General features: G+C 72.0%; 15 protein-coding genes. 10 read left to right on the plus strand and 5 right to left on the minus strand.

Going from position 1 to position 14,948, the window contains the following annotated elements; genetic code table 11:
• Nucleotides 1-140: 140 nt before the first annotated feature.
• Nucleotides 141-494 (minus strand): HesB/IscA family protein, encoded by a 354-nt coding sequence (locus ACZ4FV_RS49150; RefSeq protein ID WP_395862290.1) that lies wholly within the window; start codon nt 492-494, stop codon nt 141-143.
• Between the two features lie 144 nt (nt 495-638).
• On the opposite strand from ACZ4FV_RS49150, the gene nadA reads away from it, so the two are divergent.
• The gene (gene nadA / locus ACZ4FV_RS49155) at nt 639-1,874 is read left to right on the plus strand and encodes a quinolinate synthase NadA (RefSeq protein WP_395862288.1); all 1,236 of its coding nucleotides are present in this window, start codon (nt 639-641) and stop codon (nt 1,872-1,874) included.
• Between the two features lie 76 nt (nt 1,875-1,950).
• Here the strand turns inward: nadA and pspAA are convergent, their stop codons facing one another.
• Both pspAA and ACZ4FV_RS49165 read right to left on the minus strand, forming a co-directional pair.
• Entirely contained in the window at nt 1,951-2,229 is a 279-nt protein-coding gene (gene pspAA, locus ACZ4FV_RS49160; RefSeq protein ID WP_395862286.1) for a PspA-associated protein PspAA, read from the minus strand.
• On the minus strand, nt 2,226-2,999 hold the full coding sequence (locus ACZ4FV_RS49165; RefSeq protein WP_079026675.1) for a PspA/IM30 family protein: 774 nt from the start codon (nt 2,997-2,999) through the stop codon (nt 2,226-2,228). The genes pspAA and ACZ4FV_RS49165 overlap by 4 nt, the downstream gene beginning before the upstream one ends.
• Before the next feature lie 187 nt (nt 3,000-3,186).
• On the opposite strand from ACZ4FV_RS49165, the gene ACZ4FV_RS49170 reads away from it, so the two are divergent.
• The 3 genes from ACZ4FV_RS49170 to ACZ4FV_RS49180 all read left to right on the plus strand — a co-directional run bounded on the left by ACZ4FV_RS49170 (nt 3,187) and on the right by ACZ4FV_RS49180 (nt 5,638).
• Nucleotides 3,187-3,792, plus strand: coding sequence for a DUF3043 domain-containing protein (locus ACZ4FV_RS49170; RefSeq protein WP_395862284.1), 606 nt, complete (start codon nt 3,187-3,189; stop codon nt 3,790-3,792).
• Complete coding sequence (locus tag ACZ4FV_RS49175) at nt 3,789-4,559, plus strand: class I SAM-dependent methyltransferase (protein ID WP_395862282.1); 771 nt, start codon at nt 3,789-3,791, stop codon at nt 4,557-4,559. Before ACZ4FV_RS49170 ends, ACZ4FV_RS49175 begins: the two co-directional genes overlap by 4 nt.
• Before the next feature lie 80 nt (nt 4,560-4,639).
• Nucleotides 4,640-5,638: an aldo/keto reductase family protein gene (locus ACZ4FV_RS49180; protein ID WP_402231822.1), complete on the plus strand. Its 999-nt coding sequence runs from the start codon at nt 4,640-4,642 to the stop codon at nt 5,636-5,638.
• 65 nt (nt 5,639-5,703) lie between these two features.
• Here ACZ4FV_RS49180 and ACZ4FV_RS49185 read toward each other — a convergent pair whose 3' ends face one another.
• The gene (locus ACZ4FV_RS49185) at nt 5,704-5,910 is read right to left on the minus strand and encodes a hypothetical protein (protein ID WP_395862278.1); all 207 of its coding nucleotides are present in this window, start codon (nt 5,908-5,910) and stop codon (nt 5,704-5,706) included.
• A gap of 93 nt (nt 5,911-6,003) precedes the next feature.
• Between ACZ4FV_RS49185 and ACZ4FV_RS49190 the strand changes: the two genes are divergently transcribed.
• The 4 genes from ACZ4FV_RS49190 (at nt 6,004) to ACZ4FV_RS49205 (ending at nt 10,862) form a co-directional block, all read left to right on the plus strand.
• A complete protein-coding gene (locus ACZ4FV_RS49190; RefSeq protein WP_465327805.1) occupies nt 6,004-7,317 on the plus strand; it encodes a bifunctional adenosylcobinamide kinase/adenosylcobinamide-phosphate guanylyltransferase in 1,314 nt (437 codons plus the stop codon).
• A gap of 62 nt (nt 7,318-7,379) precedes the next feature.
• Entirely contained in the window at nt 7,380-8,420 is a 1,041-nt protein-coding gene (locus ACZ4FV_RS49195; RefSeq protein WP_402231827.1) for a nicotinate-nucleotide--dimethylbenzimidazole phosphoribosyltransferase, read from the plus strand.
• The gene (locus ACZ4FV_RS49200; protein WP_395862273.1) at nt 8,417-9,199 is read left to right on the plus strand and encodes an adenosylcobinamide-GDP ribazoletransferase; all 783 of its coding nucleotides are present in this window, start codon (nt 8,417-8,419) and stop codon (nt 9,197-9,199) included. The genes ACZ4FV_RS49195 and ACZ4FV_RS49200 overlap by 4 nt, the downstream gene beginning before the upstream one ends.
• A 157-nt stretch (nt 9,200-9,356) precedes the next feature.
• Nucleotides 9,357-10,862, plus strand: a complete 1,506-nt coding sequence (locus ACZ4FV_RS49205) for a leucyl aminopeptidase (protein WP_395862271.1) — start codon at nt 9,357-9,359, stop codon at nt 10,860-10,862.
• 132 nt (nt 10,863-10,994) lie between these two features.
• Here the strand turns inward: ACZ4FV_RS49205 and ACZ4FV_RS49210 are convergent, their stop codons facing one another.
• Complete coding sequence (locus tag ACZ4FV_RS49210) at nt 10,995-11,318, minus strand: hypothetical protein (protein ID WP_395862269.1); 324 nt, start codon at nt 11,316-11,318, stop codon at nt 10,995-10,997.
• 275 nt (nt 11,319-11,593) lie between these two features.
• Between ACZ4FV_RS49210 and lpdA the strand changes: the two genes are divergently transcribed.
• Both lpdA and sucB read left to right on the plus strand, forming a co-directional pair.
• Nucleotides 11,594-12,982 carry a dihydrolipoyl dehydrogenase gene (lpdA, locus tag ACZ4FV_RS49215; RefSeq protein WP_395862267.1) on the plus strand — a complete coding sequence of 463 codons (1,389 nt, stop codon included), beginning with the start codon at nt 11,594-11,596 and terminating at the stop codon, nt 12,980-12,982.
• A 71-nt stretch (nt 12,983-13,053) separates the two neighbouring features.
• Nucleotides 13,054-14,865 carry a 2-oxoglutarate dehydrogenase, E2 component, dihydrolipoamide succinyltransferase gene (gene sucB, locus ACZ4FV_RS49220; protein WP_465327808.1) on the plus strand — a complete coding sequence of 604 codons (1,812 nt, stop codon included), beginning with the start codon at nt 13,054-13,056 and terminating at the stop codon, nt 14,863-14,865.
• The last annotated feature ends 83 nt before the right edge of the window (nt 14,866-14,948 follow it).

Raw genomic sequence — 14,948 nt, forward strand, 5'->3', positions numbered from 1 at the left:
CCCCCCCCCCCCCCCCCCCCCCCCCCCCCCCCCCCCCCCCCCCCCCCCCCCCCCCCCCCCCCCCCCCCCCCCCCCCCCCCCCCCCCCCCCCCGGCGTCGTCGTCGAGCGGGGTGCGTCGCGACCGATCAGTCGCGAGACGTCAGTGGAACGAGTCGCCGCACGCGCAGGAGCCGGCCGCGTTCGGGTTGTCGATCGTGAAGCCCTGCTTCTCGATCGTGTCGACGAAATCGATGGTCGCGCCGCTCAGGTACGGCGAGCTCATCCGATCGGTGACGACCGAGACGCCGCCGAAGTCGGCCACCACGTCGCCGTCGAGCGAGCGCTCGTCGAAGAACAGCTGGTACCGCATGCCGGAACAACCGCCGGGCTGGACGGCCACGCGCAGCGCGAGATCGTCGCGACCCTCTTGCTCCAGCAGAGTCTTGACCTTGGCCGCCGCCTCATCGCTGAGGAGGATGCCACCGGTCTTGGTGGTCTCGTCCTGGACAGTCATCTGCAAGCTCCCACGTGGTGGTTCGACATTCGTACGCCACTTCCACCGTCGGCAACCGATGGTGGCTCGGCCCTATTCCCACATCATGCTTCGGGCCCTCGCGTTTTACTCATGGTCGCACACCCCCACTCTCGTCAACCTGACATGAACAGGATAGGATTATTAGTGTCAAGTAGACGAGAAGAGGTGCGCGCCGTGACCGCGACACACGATCTGGACCTGCCGCCGGGGGTGCAGCCGACGCCGCTCGCGCTGCTCATGCTCGGGCGCGCCGCCGACCCGCGCAGCGAACGGGGCGTCGAGTGTCCCGGCGACCTGCCGTCGCCGTCCGACCCGAACCTGGTGGCCAGGGCCCGCGCGGCCAAGGAGCGGCTCGGCGACCGGGTCTTCATCCTGGGCCACCACTACCAGCGCGACGAGGTGATCGAGTTCGCCGACGTGACCGGCGACTCGTTCAAGCTCGCGCGTGAGGCGGCGGCCCGTCCGGACGCGCCGTACATCGTCTTCTGCGGTGTGCACTTCATGGCCGAGAGCGCGGACATCCTCACCTCCGACGAGCAGCAGGTGATCCTGCCGGACCTGGCCGCGGGCTGCTCGATGGCCGACATGGCCACGTCGGAGCAGGTCGAGGAGTGCTGGGACGTGCTCGCCGACGCGGGCATCGCGGATGTGACCGTGCCGGTCTCGTACATGAACTCGTCGGCCGACATCAAGGCGTTCACCGGCCGCAACGGCGGCACGATATGCACGTCCTCCAACGCCCGGCGCGCCCTGGACTGGGCCTTCGAACAGGGCGAGAAGGTGCTGTTCCTGCCCGACCAGCACCTGGGTCGCAACACCGCGGTGCTGGAGCTGGGGCTGGGCCTCGATGACTGCGTGCTCTACAACCCGCACAAGCCGAACGGCGGCCTGACCCGCGAGCAGTTGCGTGCGGCCAAGATGATCCTGTGGCGCGGGCACTGCTCGGTGCACGGACGGTTCGACGTGAGCTCGGTCGAGGACGTACGGGCCCGAATCCCCGGGGTCAACGTGCTCGTGCACCCGGAGTGCCGGCACGAGGTGGTGACCGCGGCCGACTACGTCGGCTCGACCGAATACATCATCAACACGCTGGACGCGGCCGAGCCGGGTTCGGCGTGGGCGATCGGGACCGAGCTCAACCTGGTCCGCCGGGTGGCCGCGGCGCATCCCGACAAGCAGGTCGTCTTCCTGGACAAGACGGTGTGCTTCTGCTCGACGATGAACCGGATCGACCTGCCCCACCTGGTGTGGACCCTGGAGTCGCTGGTCGAGGGCAACGTGGTCAACCGGATCCGGGTGGACGCGGAGACCGAGAAGTTCGCGAAGGTCGCGCTCGACCGCATGCTGGCACTGCCGTAACACGTGAGCGGGCGGTGTGCTCCGGGAGTCCCCGGGGCACACCGCCCACACGCAGCACGGAGGAGCGGTAGTCGCGTCAGCCCGGGATCAGACCGTCCGCGCTCAGCATCTTCCTGACCTCGTCCACATGGGCGTCCTCGGCCGGCAACAGCAGGTCCGAGGGCACGATCTCGTCATCCGGCACCGCGGTGCCGACCTCTCGGACCTTGGACAGGAGCGCCGTCAGCGCCGCGCGGAAGGCGGCGTCGTCGCCGCCGTCGATCGCGGCCTGAAGCTCGTCGTCGAAGCGATTGAGCACATCCAGGTGCTCCGCCGCGACATCGAGCTGGCCCTCACCCACGATCCGAACGATCATGTGCCGTCTCCCTGCTTGTCGAAACGCGGCCGGGGCTGTCCGGGGCCGATCGCCGGCGGCGGGGTGCCACCGGAGAGCTCGGCCTTCATCCGCTCCAGCTCCAGTTCCACGTCCGACGTGCTGGACAAACGCTCCAGCTCCGCGGTGATGTCGTCCTTCGCCATCCCGGTCGGGTCGTCGAGCGCGCCCGAGGCGAGCAGCTCGTCGATCGCACCCGCCCGGGCCTGCATCTGCGCGGTCTTGTCCTCGGCCCGCTGGATCGCGAGCCCGACGTCGCCCATCTCCTCGGAGATGCCGGCGACCGCGCCACCGATCCGCGCCTGGGCCTCGGCGGCCGTGTAGGTCGCCTTGATCGTCTCCTTGCGGGTACGGAACGCGTCCACCTTGGCCTGCAGTCGCTGCGAGGCCAGGACGAGCTTCTCCTCCTCCGCTTGGAGGTTCTGGTGTTGGGTACCGAGGTCCGAGATCTGCTGCTGCACACCCGAGCGGCGCATGAGCGCCTCGCGGGCCAGATCCTCGCGACCGAGCGCCAGCGCCTTGCGGCCCTGGTCCTCGAGCTTGCCCGACTGCTGCTGCAGACCGGTCATCTGCAATTCGAGCCGCTTGCGGGAGGTCGCCACATCGGCCACGCCCCGACGTACCTTCTGCAACAGCTCAAGTTGTTTCTGGTACGAGTAGTCGAGCATCTCGCGTGGATCCTCGGCCTTGTCGAGGGCCTTGTTGGCCTTCGCGCGGAAGATCATCGCCATTCGCTTCATTACACCGCTCATGGGCCTCGCGTGCCCCCTTCGTAGGCAACCCGTGCTGCTCCCTGAAGCCTAAATGCCCAAGCGACCTTGTGGCAGCAGGGCTTTGCCTCACTTGACGTGTTCCCGCCCGCGAGAGTTCCGCATCCCCCTCGCACCGGATCCGGGGAGCCTTGAAATGTCCGCGACCTCGAACACGTAGGCTTTGAGGGTGTTCCGACGACGTTCCCACGCAGAGCCCGAGACCGCCGAGCAGTCCCTGGAGCGTTCCCAGGGTTCGCAGGCCGTCCGTGACCCCCAGGCGCCCAAGGGCCGGCCCACGCCCAAGCGCAGCGACGCCCAGGCCAACCGCAAGACCAAGGTGTCCGTCGCCAAGGACCCCAAGCAGGCCCGCAAGCAGGCTCGGATGCGGATGCGCGAGGAGCGCGAGGCCCAGCGCCAGGCGCTGCTGACCGGCGACGAGCGGGCGCTGCCGGCCCGGGACCGCGGACCGCTGCGCCGGTTCGCCCGTGACTACGTCGACGCGCGCTACACGGTCGGCGAGTTCTTCCTGCCCTCGGCCGTGATCATCCTGATCCTGAGCATTCTGCCCAGCCTGGCGGTGAAGAACTTCTCGCTGTTCCTGTGGATCGCGGTGATCCTGCTGATCATCCTCGACTCCATCCGAGTCAACCTGGGCATGAAGAAGGCGCTGCGGGCGAAGTTCCCCAAGGAGAACCTCAAGGGCCTCACGCCCTACGCGCTGATGCGCTCTCTCCAGCTCCGTCGGCTGCGGCTGCCCAAGCCGCAGGTCAAACGAGGCGAGAAGGTGGCATGACCACGATCACCGGGCTGACCGGCGACCTGCACACGCAGGTGCGTCGCGAATTGGTGGCCCGCCAACTGGCCGAGCACATGACACGGCTGCGCGACCGGGGCCCCCTGCGGGTGCTCGACGTCGGCTGCGGGCCCGCGTCGCCCGGCATACTGCTCGCCCGCGCCGGACACATCGTCACCTCGGTGAACACCGACACCGATGTGCTCACCCGACTGCACGAGGACCTGGCCCAGGAGTCGGCCGACGTGCAGGGGCGGATCCGGCTGGTGGAGGGCGACGGCGCCGAGGCCGGCCGGCACTTCCCGCCGGGCAGCTTCGACCTGGCGCTGTGCCACGACGTGCTGGAGGCGCAGCCCGAGCCGGACGGCATGCTCGCCGCGCTGGCCCGGATGATGACCCAGGGCGGTCTGATCTCGATCACCTCGCGCAACGCCGGCTCGCTGGCGATGCGCGCGGGCGCCGCGGCCCAGTGGACGGCGACGCTCAAGGGCCTGTCCGCGACCACGTACCCCAACCCCGCCGGCGGTACGTTGCGCGCGGACACCGTCGAGGGCCTGTGTACGGTGCTCGCGGATCTGGGCGCGCCGGTGCTCGACTGGTACGGCGTGGGCGTCTTCAGCGGCCTCCAGCCCGACGACGCCGAGCCGCCGCGCGGCCAGAAGGCGTGGACGAACCTGCTGGCCTGCGAGGAGGACGCGTCCCGGCGCGACCCGTACCGGCTGATCGCGCCGGTCCTGCACCTGGTCGGCGAGAAGACGGTGCGCTAGGAAGCGCCCCGGACACCTGTGGCCGGTGGGGGCGGTGGTGCGGCCGATCGTCGCGTCGGTGTCCGACATAGGGTGTTCGCATGGACTTCCGACACCTCGGCCGCAGCGGCCTCGTCATCAGCGAGATCGCGTACGGCAACTGGCTCACCCACGGCTCCCAGGTGGAAGAGGACGCCGCGCTCGCGTGTGTGCGGGCCGCGCTCGACTGCGGGATCACCACGTTCGACACCGCCGACGTGTACGCGGAGACGCGTGCGGAATCGGTGCTGGGTCGCGCGCTCAAGGGTGAGCGCCGCGAGGGCCTGGAGATCTTCACCAAGGTCTACTGGCCCACCGGCCCCGGTCGCAACGACCGGGGTCTGTCGCGCAAGCACATCCTGGAGTCGATCGACGGTTCGCTGTCCCGGCTGGGCATCGACTACGTCGACCTGTACCAGGCGCACCGGTTCGACCACGAGACGCCGCTGGAAGAGACGATGCTGGCCTTCGCGGACGTGGTCCGGGCCGGCAAGGCGCTGTACATCGGCGTCTCCGAGTGGAACGCCGAGCAGATCCGCGCGGGTGCCGAACTCGCCCGTGAGCTGCGCGTGCCGCTGATCTCGAACCAGCCGCAGTACTCGATGTTGTGGCGGGTGATCGAGGCCGAGGTGGTGCCGACCTCCGAGGAGCTCGGGCTCGGGCAGATCGTCTGGTCGCCGATCGCCCAGGGCGTGCTCACCGGCAAGTACCTGCCCGGGCAGCCGCCGCCGGCCGGGTCGCGCGCCACCGACGACAAGGGCGGCCAGGACTTCGTCTCCCGGATGCTCACCGACGACGTGCTCACCCGGGTGCAGCAGCTGCGCCCGCTGGCCGACGAGGCGGGCCTGTCGCTCGCCCAGCTCGCCGTCGCGTGGGTGCTGCAGAACCCGAACGTGTCCGCCGCGATCATCGGCGCGTCCCGGCCGGAGCAGGTGCACGAGAACGTCAAGGCGGCCGGCGTCACGCTGGACGAGGGTCTGCTGACCAAGATCGACGTGATCCTGGACCCGGTGGTCAGCCGCGACCCGGCGCTCACCGTGAGCCCGGCGACGCGTCCGTAGCACCCGCTCGAGACGATCGGGGGCGCGGCGTCGGCCGCGCCCCCGATCCGTTCGAGCGCGCCTGCTCAGCCCTCGGCGGCGCGCAGGCTCATGTGCTCGTACACGACGGCGTCGTCCTCGAGCAGGCTCACCTGTTCGATGCCCGCCTCGAGCAGGTCCTTCCAGGTCTCGCCGAGCCAGCTCTCCGCGTCCGACTGGTTGGTGAAGTCCTCCGCCTGCGGTCCCTCGACCGGGGCACCGTCCGCGTCCTCATACCGCCACACCCACGACATGTCGGGCTCCTCACCTCGGGATCTCGGACCGTCAAAAGACCTGCACAGTAGATCAAGCCCGACCACCTCATAGCCAGGAGCACGACGACACCCATGGAGCTGACGCTGCTCGGCACGGCCGGTCCCAAGGGCTGGCCCCAGCCGTTCTGCACCTGTGCCTCGTGTCTGGGGTGCACCGGTCCCGTGGTGCGCGGACCGGCGTGCGTGCTGCTGGACGGCACGCTGCTGCTGGACTGCGGCCCCGAGCCCGCGCACGCGGCCGCCCGCGCCGGACACCCGCTCACCGGGGTGCGCCGCCTGCTGTTGAGCGGGCCGGCCGAGTCCGCGCCACTGGCCTGGTTGCCCGCCGCCGGGCTGGCCGAGGTGGCCGCGCCGTCCGGGCCGCCGCCCTGGCTGCCCGCGCCGTCGGCGGGCGGACCGCACTGGCGGCAGGTGGCCGAGGGGGACGCCTTCGAGCTGGACGAGCACCGAATACGCGTACTTCCCGGCGGCACCCCCGGGCGGGTCGCGTACGAGGTGACCGGCGCGGACGGGACGCGACTGCTGTACGCGCCGCCCTCGACGCTGCCGCCCGAGGCGGAGGCCACCCGGGCCTGGACGCGCGAGGGCGGGCACTACGACGTGGTGCTCCTGGACGTGGTCTCGTGGCCGGAGCGGCTGGCCACGCTGCGCCGCGACGGCGCGGTCACCGAGGACACCGACGTGCTCGCGGTGCACCTGTCGCACGAGTCGCCACCCGGCGAGGAGTTGCACCGCCGGCTCGCCGCGTGGGGGGCTCGCGCGGTGCCGGACGGCGGTCTCGTCCGGGTCGGCGCGGACCCCTCGCCCACCCCGCGCCCGCATCGCACGCTGGTCCTGGGCGGCGCCCGCTCGGGCAAGTCGGCCGAGGCCGAACGGCGCCTGGCGGCCTGCCCGGACGTGCTCTACGTGGCCACCGGCGGCACCCGAGAGGGTGACGCCGAATGGGCCGAACGGGTCGCCCTGCACCGCGAACGACGCCCGGACAGCTGGCGCACCGCCGAGACGGTCGAGCTGACCCGGCTGCTCGCCCAGGCCCGGCAGCCGCTCCTGGTGGACTGCCTGTCGCTGTGGTTGACCGCGGTGATGGACGCGCACGACGCGTGGGACGACGCCCGATGGGCGGCGGGCGCGCGCGAGGCGGTACGCGCCGAGGTCGGCGCGCTGGCCGCCGCGTGGCGCGCGTGCCGCGTCCCGGTGGTCGGCGTCAGCAACGAGGTCGGCAGCGGCGTGGTCCCACCGACCCCCGCCGGACGCCGCTTCCGGGACGAACTGGGCCGACTCAACGCCGTCGTCGCCGGCGAATCCGACGAGGTCCTGCTCGTCGTGGCCGGCCAGGTCCTCACTCTGCGCAGCCTCCCGCGCCGCGCGAAGCACGCGGCGTCCTGACCGGTCGAGGCAACCGGGCCGCCCGCGCCACGGGCCCGGGCCCGCACAACTACCCTGACCTGGTGAGCATCGACCTCGACTCCCTGGCCGCCCGGGTGGAGCGCCCCGACGACGACGCCCGCGCCCGCGTGCGCGAACACCTCCTCGCCGTCGCGGGCGCGCCGAACGCCTACGGCCGACTCGAAGACCTCGCGATCTGGTTCGCCTCGGTCCGAGGCGGCAAGACCACCGCGCCGATCGGCGCCCCCCGGGTCGTGCTCTTCGCCGCCGACCACGGCGTCGCCGCCCACGACGTGTCGGTCCGCCGCCCCGGCTGGACCGCGCGCCAGGTCCGGGCCACGCTGGCGGGCACCTCGACCGCGGCCACGTTCGCGGCCGGTCTGGACGCGCCGATCAAGATCGTCGACATCGCCGTCGACGCCGAGCCCGACGCGTTCCCCGAGCAGGTCTCGCGGGATCGGATCCGCCGCGCGTCCGCGCCGGTGGACACCGCCGACGCACTCGCCCCCGGCGAGGTCGAGCGCGCGTTCGCGGTCGGCATGGCCACCGCCGACACGGAGATCGACTCGGGCGCCGACCTGCTGCTGCTCGGCTCGTTGGGCGCCGCCGCGTCCACCCCGGCGGCGGTCCTGATCGGCGCGCTGACCGGCATGGACGCCGCGGCCGTGATCGGTCGCGGCTCCGGCATCGACGACGCGACCTGGATCCGCAAGTGCGCCACGATCCGCGACGCGCTGCGTCGGGCGCGGCCGGTGCTGGGCGACCCGATGCGGCTGCTCGGCGTGTCCGGCGGGGCCGACTTCGCGGCGATGACCGGATTCCTGCTCCAGTGCTCGATCCGGCGCACCCCGGTGCTGCTGGACGACGTGGCCACCGCCGCGTCCGCGCTGGTCGCCCAGCGGATCTCGTACCGCTCCCCGGACTGGTGGCTGGCCGGCCACGTCACGCCGGAGCCGGGCCACGTCAAGGCGCTGGACCGGCTCGCGCTGGAACCGGTGCTGGACTACCGGGTGCGCGGCGGCGAGGCGGTCGGCGCGCTGCTCGCGCTGCCGGTGCTGCGCGCGGCGGTCGACCTGGTGGCCCGGGTGCACCCCACCCCGTGAGCCCGGGCACCACCTCGGCCGGACTGCGCCTGGCGTTCGGCATGTTGTCGGTGATCCCGGTCCGGGTGGAGCGGGTGGATCGCCCGGTGGCGGGCCGCGCGATGGCGTGCGCGCCGCTGGTCGGCCTGGTCCTGGGCGGCCTCGCCGCCGGGGTGCTCGCGCTGGCCGAACGGGCGGGCACCGGCGCGCTCACCGCGGCGGCGCTCGCGGTCGGCACCCTGGCGCTGCTCACCCGCGGCCTGCATCTGGACGGCTTGGCCGACACCGCCGACGGTCTCGGCTCGGCCAAGCCCGCGCCGGACGCGCTGCGGATCATGAAGGCGTCCGACATCGGCCCCTTCGGGGTGCTGAGCCTGCTGTTCCTGGTGCTCGTCGAGACCGGCGCGCTGGTCCGCCTCCAGCACGACGGCCCCGGGCCGGCCGCGGCCGCTCTGGTGCTGGCCGCGGTGACCGGCCGCGTGGCGCTGTCCATCGCGTGCGGCCCCGGCGTACCGTCCGCGCGGCCGGAGGGGCTCGGCGCGATGGTCGCGGGCACGGTCGGGCGCGGGGTGCTCGTCGTGTGGTCGCTGGTCCTGCTCGGCGCGGCCGGGTTGTACGGCGTGCTGCAGGGCCCGATCGAAGCGCTGCGCGCGTTCGGCGCCGCGGCCGCCGGACTCGCCGCCTGCGCACTGCTGTTGCGGCACACCACCCGCCGATTCGGCGGGATCACCGGCGATGTCCTGGGCGCCGTCGTGGAGGTGTGCGGGTGCGTCGTCCTGGTGGTCGTGTCCACTGGCTGAGATGTTTGCCGGGAAGGCGTGAAATGCTGAAGGCGAACGTATCTTCCATACGGCTCGTCACCGCTCGACGAGGCATCCCGAGCAAGGATCGCCGCGTCGGTGCCCCACCGATCGTGCGGGCACTCAGCACCCCCGAGAGATGAGAGACAGGATCCTCGTGACCACACTGAGTATCGGCTCCACCGCGGCCCTTTCCCTGCGCGCCGACGTGCTCGTGATCGGCACCGTCAAGGGTGAGGACGGTGCCGTCCTCGCCGCGGGCGCCGAAAGCGTCGCCGCGGCGTTCGACGGCCGGCTCACCGACACCCTGTCCGCGCTCGACGCCACCGGCGCCGAGGGCGAACTACACCGCGTGCCGACCTTCGGCGCGGCCAAGGCCCCACTGGTGCTCGTGGTCGGTTTGGGCGAGCAGCCCGCCGACGGCTTCACCCACGACACGCTGCGCCGCGCCGGCGGCAACGTCGCCCGGGCGCTCGCCGGTGTCAAGAAGGCGGGCGTCGCCCTGCCGCTCGCCGGTGCGGAGGCGATCGGTGCGTTCGGGGAGGGCGTGCTGCTCGGCGCCTACTCGTTCGAGACCTACCGGGAGAAGTCCCGCGAGGGCCGCAAGGACGCGGTCAAGGACGTCGTGCTGCTCGGCATCAAGGGCCGGGACAAGGCCGCCAAGGCCGCCGTCGAGCGCGCCGCGATCACCGCGCAGAGCGTCAACCAGGCCCGTGACCTGGTGAACACCCCGCCGAACGACCTCAACCCGAAGGACTTCGCCGCGATCGCGGTGGACACCGGCAAGAACGCCGGCTTCAAGGTCGAGGTGCTCGACGACAAGGCGCTCGCCAAGGGCGGCTTCGGCGGCATCCTGGGCGTGGGCCAGGGCTCGGCGAGCAAGCCGCGCCTGGTCCGCCTGGGCTACACGCACCCCAAGGCCAAGCGCACCATCGCGCTGGTGGGCAAGGGCATCACCTACGACTCGGGCGGCATCTCGCTCAAGCCGGCCGGCGCCAACGAGACGATGAAGATGGACATGGGCGGCGCGGCGGCCGTACTGGGCGCGGTCGCGGCGGTGGCGCGGCTGGGCCTGGAGGTCAACGTGACCGGCTGGCTCGCGCTGGCCGAGAACATGCCTTCCGGCACCGCGACCCGTCCCGGCGACGTGCTGCGCATGTACGGCGGTCGCACGGTCGAGGTGCTCAACACCGACGCCGAGGGCCGGCTGGTGCTCGCCGACGCGATCACGCGCGCGTGCGAGGAGTCGCCGCAGATGCTGATCGACGTGGCGACGCTGACCGGCGCGATGATGGTCGCGCTGGGCAACGACATGTACGGGATCATGTCGAACGACGACACGTTCCGCGGCGCCGTGCACGACGCCGCGACGCGCGCGGGCGAGCCGGCCTGGCCGATGCCGCTGCCGACCGAGCTGCGCAAGTCGATGGACTCGCCGATCGCCGACATCAAGAACATGGGCTCGCGGATGGGTGGCGGCCTGGTGGCCGGTCTCTTCCTCCAGGAGTTCGTGGCCGAGGGCGTCAGTTGGGCGCACCTGGACATCGCGGGCCCCGCGTTCCACGAGGGCGAGGCCGCCGGCTACCGGCCCAAGGGCGGCACCGGTGTCGCGGTGCGCTCGCTGCTCCAGGTCGCGCAGGACGTCGCGGACAACCGGATCTGATTCCGCGCTCACCGGGACCGGTGCGGTCCGGTGGGTTCGATCCGACTCGATCCGACTCGATCCCGGTTCGACCGGTTCGGCCGGGGCACGCAGGCGCCCCGGCCGAACCCGATCCGGGTGGACCCGGATCGCTCAGGATCCCTCGCCGGACTGCCGGCGGGTCCACTCGCGCATCCGCTTCGGGTAGCCCACCAGCGCCGCCTCGTAGACCGGGATGCCGAGCTTGCGCGCGAGCGTGCGCGCGGCGCCGGGGTCGACGACCCGGCGTCGGGTCCACTCCCCGGTGTCGGCGATGAACACCACCGTCGTTCCGCTCAGGGTGGTCACCGGCTCGATGTACGCCTCGACTCCCTTGCGGCTGCGCGCGAACTCGCTCAGGTGCGCGGCCGCGGCAGCGGCCTGCCTGCGGTCGGGCGCGTCCGCGCCGGCACCGCGTTTGCGTCGGAACAACCCCACGGGGATTTCCTTCCTGTCGTACGCGCATGTCATCCGCGTCCGTCCGGGGTCGGCGGTCGCGTTCGTGTCGGAACAACGAGTCACGACGACACGTTGTGCCCCCGGTCCGCCATTTCCGCCCCGCCCTTGTGGGACAGGCAACACCGGGGCGGAGTGCTCGGCCGCTCCCGACAAGTGGGAGGATGTTGTACCGGCACTTGAGACCTTCCACAAGAAGGGGGTGCTCCCCGCCGCGTCCCGCGCGGGTGGGCATCGCAATCACAGGAGGACGTGACGTGGCGAACGACGCCGGAGCCGTTTTCGATGTAGTCATTCTCGGAGGCGGGAGCGGCGGCTATGCGTGCGCCCTTCGCGCGGCCGAACTCGGTATGCGGGTCGTCCTCATCGAAAAGGGCAAGCTCGGCGGCACGTGTCTGCACAACGGCTGCATCCCGACCAAGGCCCTGCTGCACGCGGGCGAGGTCGCGGACCAGACTCGTGAGAGCGAGCAGTTCGGCGTCAAGTCGACGTTCGACGGCATCGACATCGCAGCCGTGCACGCTTACAAGGACGGCGTCATCTCGCGCCTGTTCAAGGGCCTGACCGGACTGATCAAGAGCCGCAACATCACCGTCGTCGAGGGCGCAGGCAAGCTCGTGTCGCCGACCGCGGTCGAGGTGAACGGGCAGCGCTACGAGGGTCGACACGTGGTACTCGCGACCGGCTCGGTGCCCAAGTCGCTGCCGGGCCTGGAGATCGACGGCAACCGCGTGATCAACAGCGACCACGCGCTCGTGCTCGACCGGGTCCCGCAGTCCGCGGTGGTGCTGGGCGGCGGTGTGATCGGCGTCGAGTTCGCCAGCGCCTGGAAGTCCTTCGGTGTGGACGTGACCATCGTCGAGGCGCTGCCGCACCTGGTGGCGCTGGAGGACGAGGCGAGCAGCAAGCTCCTGGAGCGCGCCTTCCGCCGTCGCGGCATCAAGTTCGAGCTCGGCGCGCGCTTCGCCGGTGTCGAGTACACCGACGCGGGCGTGCGGGTCTCGCTGGAGAACGGCAAGCAGATCGAGGCCGAGCTGCTGCTCGTCGCCGTCGGTCGCGGCCCGGTCTCGGCGGGCCTGGGCTACGAGGAGGCCGGCGTCGCGATGGATCGCGGTTACGTCCTGGTGGACGAGTACTGCGCCACCAACGTGCCGACCATCTCCGCCGTGGGCGACCTCATCCCCACCCTTCAGCTCGCCCACGTCGGTTTCGGCGAGGGCATTCTGGTCGCCGAGCGGATCGCCGGACTGAACCCGGTGCCGATCGACTACGCGGGCGTGCCGCGCGTGACCTACTGCGACCCGGAGGTGGCCTCGGTCGGCCTCACCGAGGCGCAGGCGGTCGAGCGCTACGGCTCGGACAAGCTCGCCACGATCAGCTACAGCCTCGGCGGCAACGGCAAGAGCCAGATCCTCAAGACGACCGGCCAGGTCAAGGTCGTCTCGGTCAAGGACGGCCCGGTCGTCGGCATCCACATGGTCGGCGCCCGCATGGGCGAACTGACCTCGGAAGCCCAGCTGATCTACAACTGGGAGGCCCTGCCGGCCGAGGTCGCCCAGCTCATCCACCCGCACCCGACGCAGTCCGAGGCGCTTGGCGAGGCCCACCTCGCGTTGGCGGGCAAGCCCCTGCACGTCCACGACTGACGACGCGCCCGCAATCGCGCCCCGTCATCCAAGACACACGCCTTGAAGCGTTGAGAAGGAGTCATTGACCCATGCCGGTCTCCGTAACACTGCCCGCGCTCGGCGAGAGCGTGCAGGAGGGCACCATCACCCGCTGGCTCAAGCAGGAGGGTGAGCGCGTCGAGCTGGACGAGCCCCTGCTCGAGGTCTCGACCGACAAGGTCGACACCGAGATCCCCTCCCCCGCCGCCGGCATTCTGGTGTCCATCAAGGCCCAGGAAGACGACACGGTCGACGTCGGCGCCGAGCTGGCCGTGATCGACGACGGCACCGGTGCCGCGGCGCCGGCTCCGGCCGCCGCGCCGGCGCAGGAGGAGGCGGCTTCGGCCGCCGCGCCGGCGCAGGAGGAGGCGGCTCCGGCCGCGCCCTCCGAGGCCGCGCCCGCCGCGCAGGAGCCCGCCCCGGCCGCGGCTCCGGCCGCACCCGCCGGCGACGTGCAGGGCACTCCGGTGCTGCTGCCCGCGCTCGGCGAGAGCGTGCAGGAGGGCACCATCACCCGCTGGCTCAAGCAGGAGGGTGACACGGTCGAGGCCGACGAGCCGCTCCTGGAGGTCTCGACCGACAAGGTCGACACCGAGATCCCCGCGCCGATCGGCGGCGTGCTGCTGAAGATCAGCGTCGCCGAGGACGAGACGGTGGAGGTCGGCGCCGAGCTGGCCGTCATCGGCGCGCCCGGTTCCGCGCCGGCCGCGGCGCCCGCTCCGGCGGCGCCCGCACCGGCCCAGCAGGCTCCGGCCCAGCAGGCTCCGGCTCCGGCCGCCGCCGCACCGGCTCCCGCTCCGGCGCCCGCCGCTCCGGCCCAGGCGCCCGCGCCCAAGCCGGCTCCGGCGCCCGCTCCGGCTCCGGCCGCCGCCGCACCGGCTCCGGCCGCGCAGCTCACCCCGCCCGCCGAGGCCGACGGCGCGTACGTCACGCCGCTGGTGCGCAAGCTGGCCGCCGAGCACAACGTGGACCTGGGCTCGATCGCGGGCACCGGCATCGGTGGTCGGATCCGCAAGCAGGACGTCCTGGAGACGGCCCGCAAGCAGCAGGCGGCCCAGGCCGCCGCCGCGGCATCGGCTCCGGCCGCCGCCTCGGCCGCGCCCGCCGCCAAGGCCCCGGCTGCGATCGAGCCGTCGCCGCTGCGCGGTCGGACCGAGAAGCTCTCGCGCATGCGCACGGTGATCGCCAAGCGCATGGTCGAGTCGCTGCAGACCTCGGCCCAGCTCACCACGGTCGTGGAGGTGGACGTCACCAACATCGCCCGCCTGCGCGACCGGGCCAAGAACGACTTCGCGGCGCGTGAGGGCGTCAAGCTGTCGTTCATGCCGTTCTTCGCCAAGGCGGCCGTCGAGGCGCTCAAGGTCCACCCGGTCCTGAACGCGTCGATGGACCTGAACGCGGGCACGGTCACCTACCACGACGCCGAGCACCTGGTGATCGCGGTGGACACCGACCGCGGCCTGATGGTCCCGGTCATCCACAACGCGGGTGACCTGAACATCGCGGGCCTCTCGCGCAAGATCTCCGACCTGGCCGAGCGCACCCGCACCAACAAGGTGAGCCCGGACGAGCTGGCCGGCGGTACGTTCACGCTGACCAACACCGGTTCGCGCGGCGCGCTGTTCGACACGCCGATCTTCCCGCAGCCGCAGGTCGCGATGCTCGGCACGGGCGCGGTCGTCAAGCGCCCGGTCGTGGTCAACGACCCGACGCTCGGCGAGGTCATCGCGGTCCGCTCGATGGTGTACCTGGCCCTGTCCTACGACCACCGTCTGGTGGACGGCGCGGACGCGGCCCGCTTCCTGCAGACGGTGAAGACCCGCCTGGAGGAAGGCGCCTTCGAGGGCGACCTCGGCCTGTAGGACACGCCGCGGGGGGGGGGGGGGGGGGGGGGGGGAAGGAAGGCCCAAGGGGGGGGCGGAAAACGTGTCCCGGTAGGGAGAGA

Source organism: Embleya sp. NPDC025285, from assembly GCF_055558835.1.

Excerpts from the sequence above, each read along its gene's own strand:
- ACZ4FV_RS49150 (WP_395862290.1), bottom strand. The coding sequence starts at position 494 with ATGACTGTCCAGGACGAGACCACCAAGACCGGTGGCATCCTCCTCAGC.
- nadA (WP_395862288.1), top strand. The coding sequence starts at position 639 with ATGAACAGGATAGGATTATTAGTGTCAAGTAGACGAGAAGAGGTGCGC.
- pspAA (WP_395862286.1), bottom strand. The coding sequence starts at position 2,229 with ATGATCGTTCGGATCGTGGGTGAGGGCCAGCTCGATGTCGCGGCGGAG.
- ACZ4FV_RS49165 (WP_079026675.1), bottom strand. The coding sequence starts at position 2,999 with ATGAGCGGTGTAATGAAGCGAATGGCGATGATCTTCCGCGCGAAGGCC.
- ACZ4FV_RS49175 (WP_395862282.1), top strand. The coding sequence starts at position 3,789 with ATGACCACGATCACCGGGCTGACCGGCGACCTGCACACGCAGGTGCGT.
- ACZ4FV_RS49180 (WP_402231822.1), top strand. The coding sequence starts at position 4,640 with ATGGACTTCCGACACCTCGGCCGCAGCGGCCTCGTCATCAGCGAGATC.
- ACZ4FV_RS49185 (WP_395862278.1), bottom strand. The coding sequence starts at position 5,910 with ATGTCGTGGGTGTGGCGGTATGAGGACGCGGACGGTGCCCCGGTCGAG.
- ACZ4FV_RS49190 (WP_465327805.1), top strand. The coding sequence starts at position 6,004 with ATGGAGCTGACGCTGCTCGGCACGGCCGGTCCCAAGGGCTGGCCCCAG.
- sucB (WP_465327808.1), top strand. The coding sequence starts at position 13,054 with ATGCCGGTCTCCGTAACACTGCCCGCGCTCGGCGAGAGCGTGCAGGAG.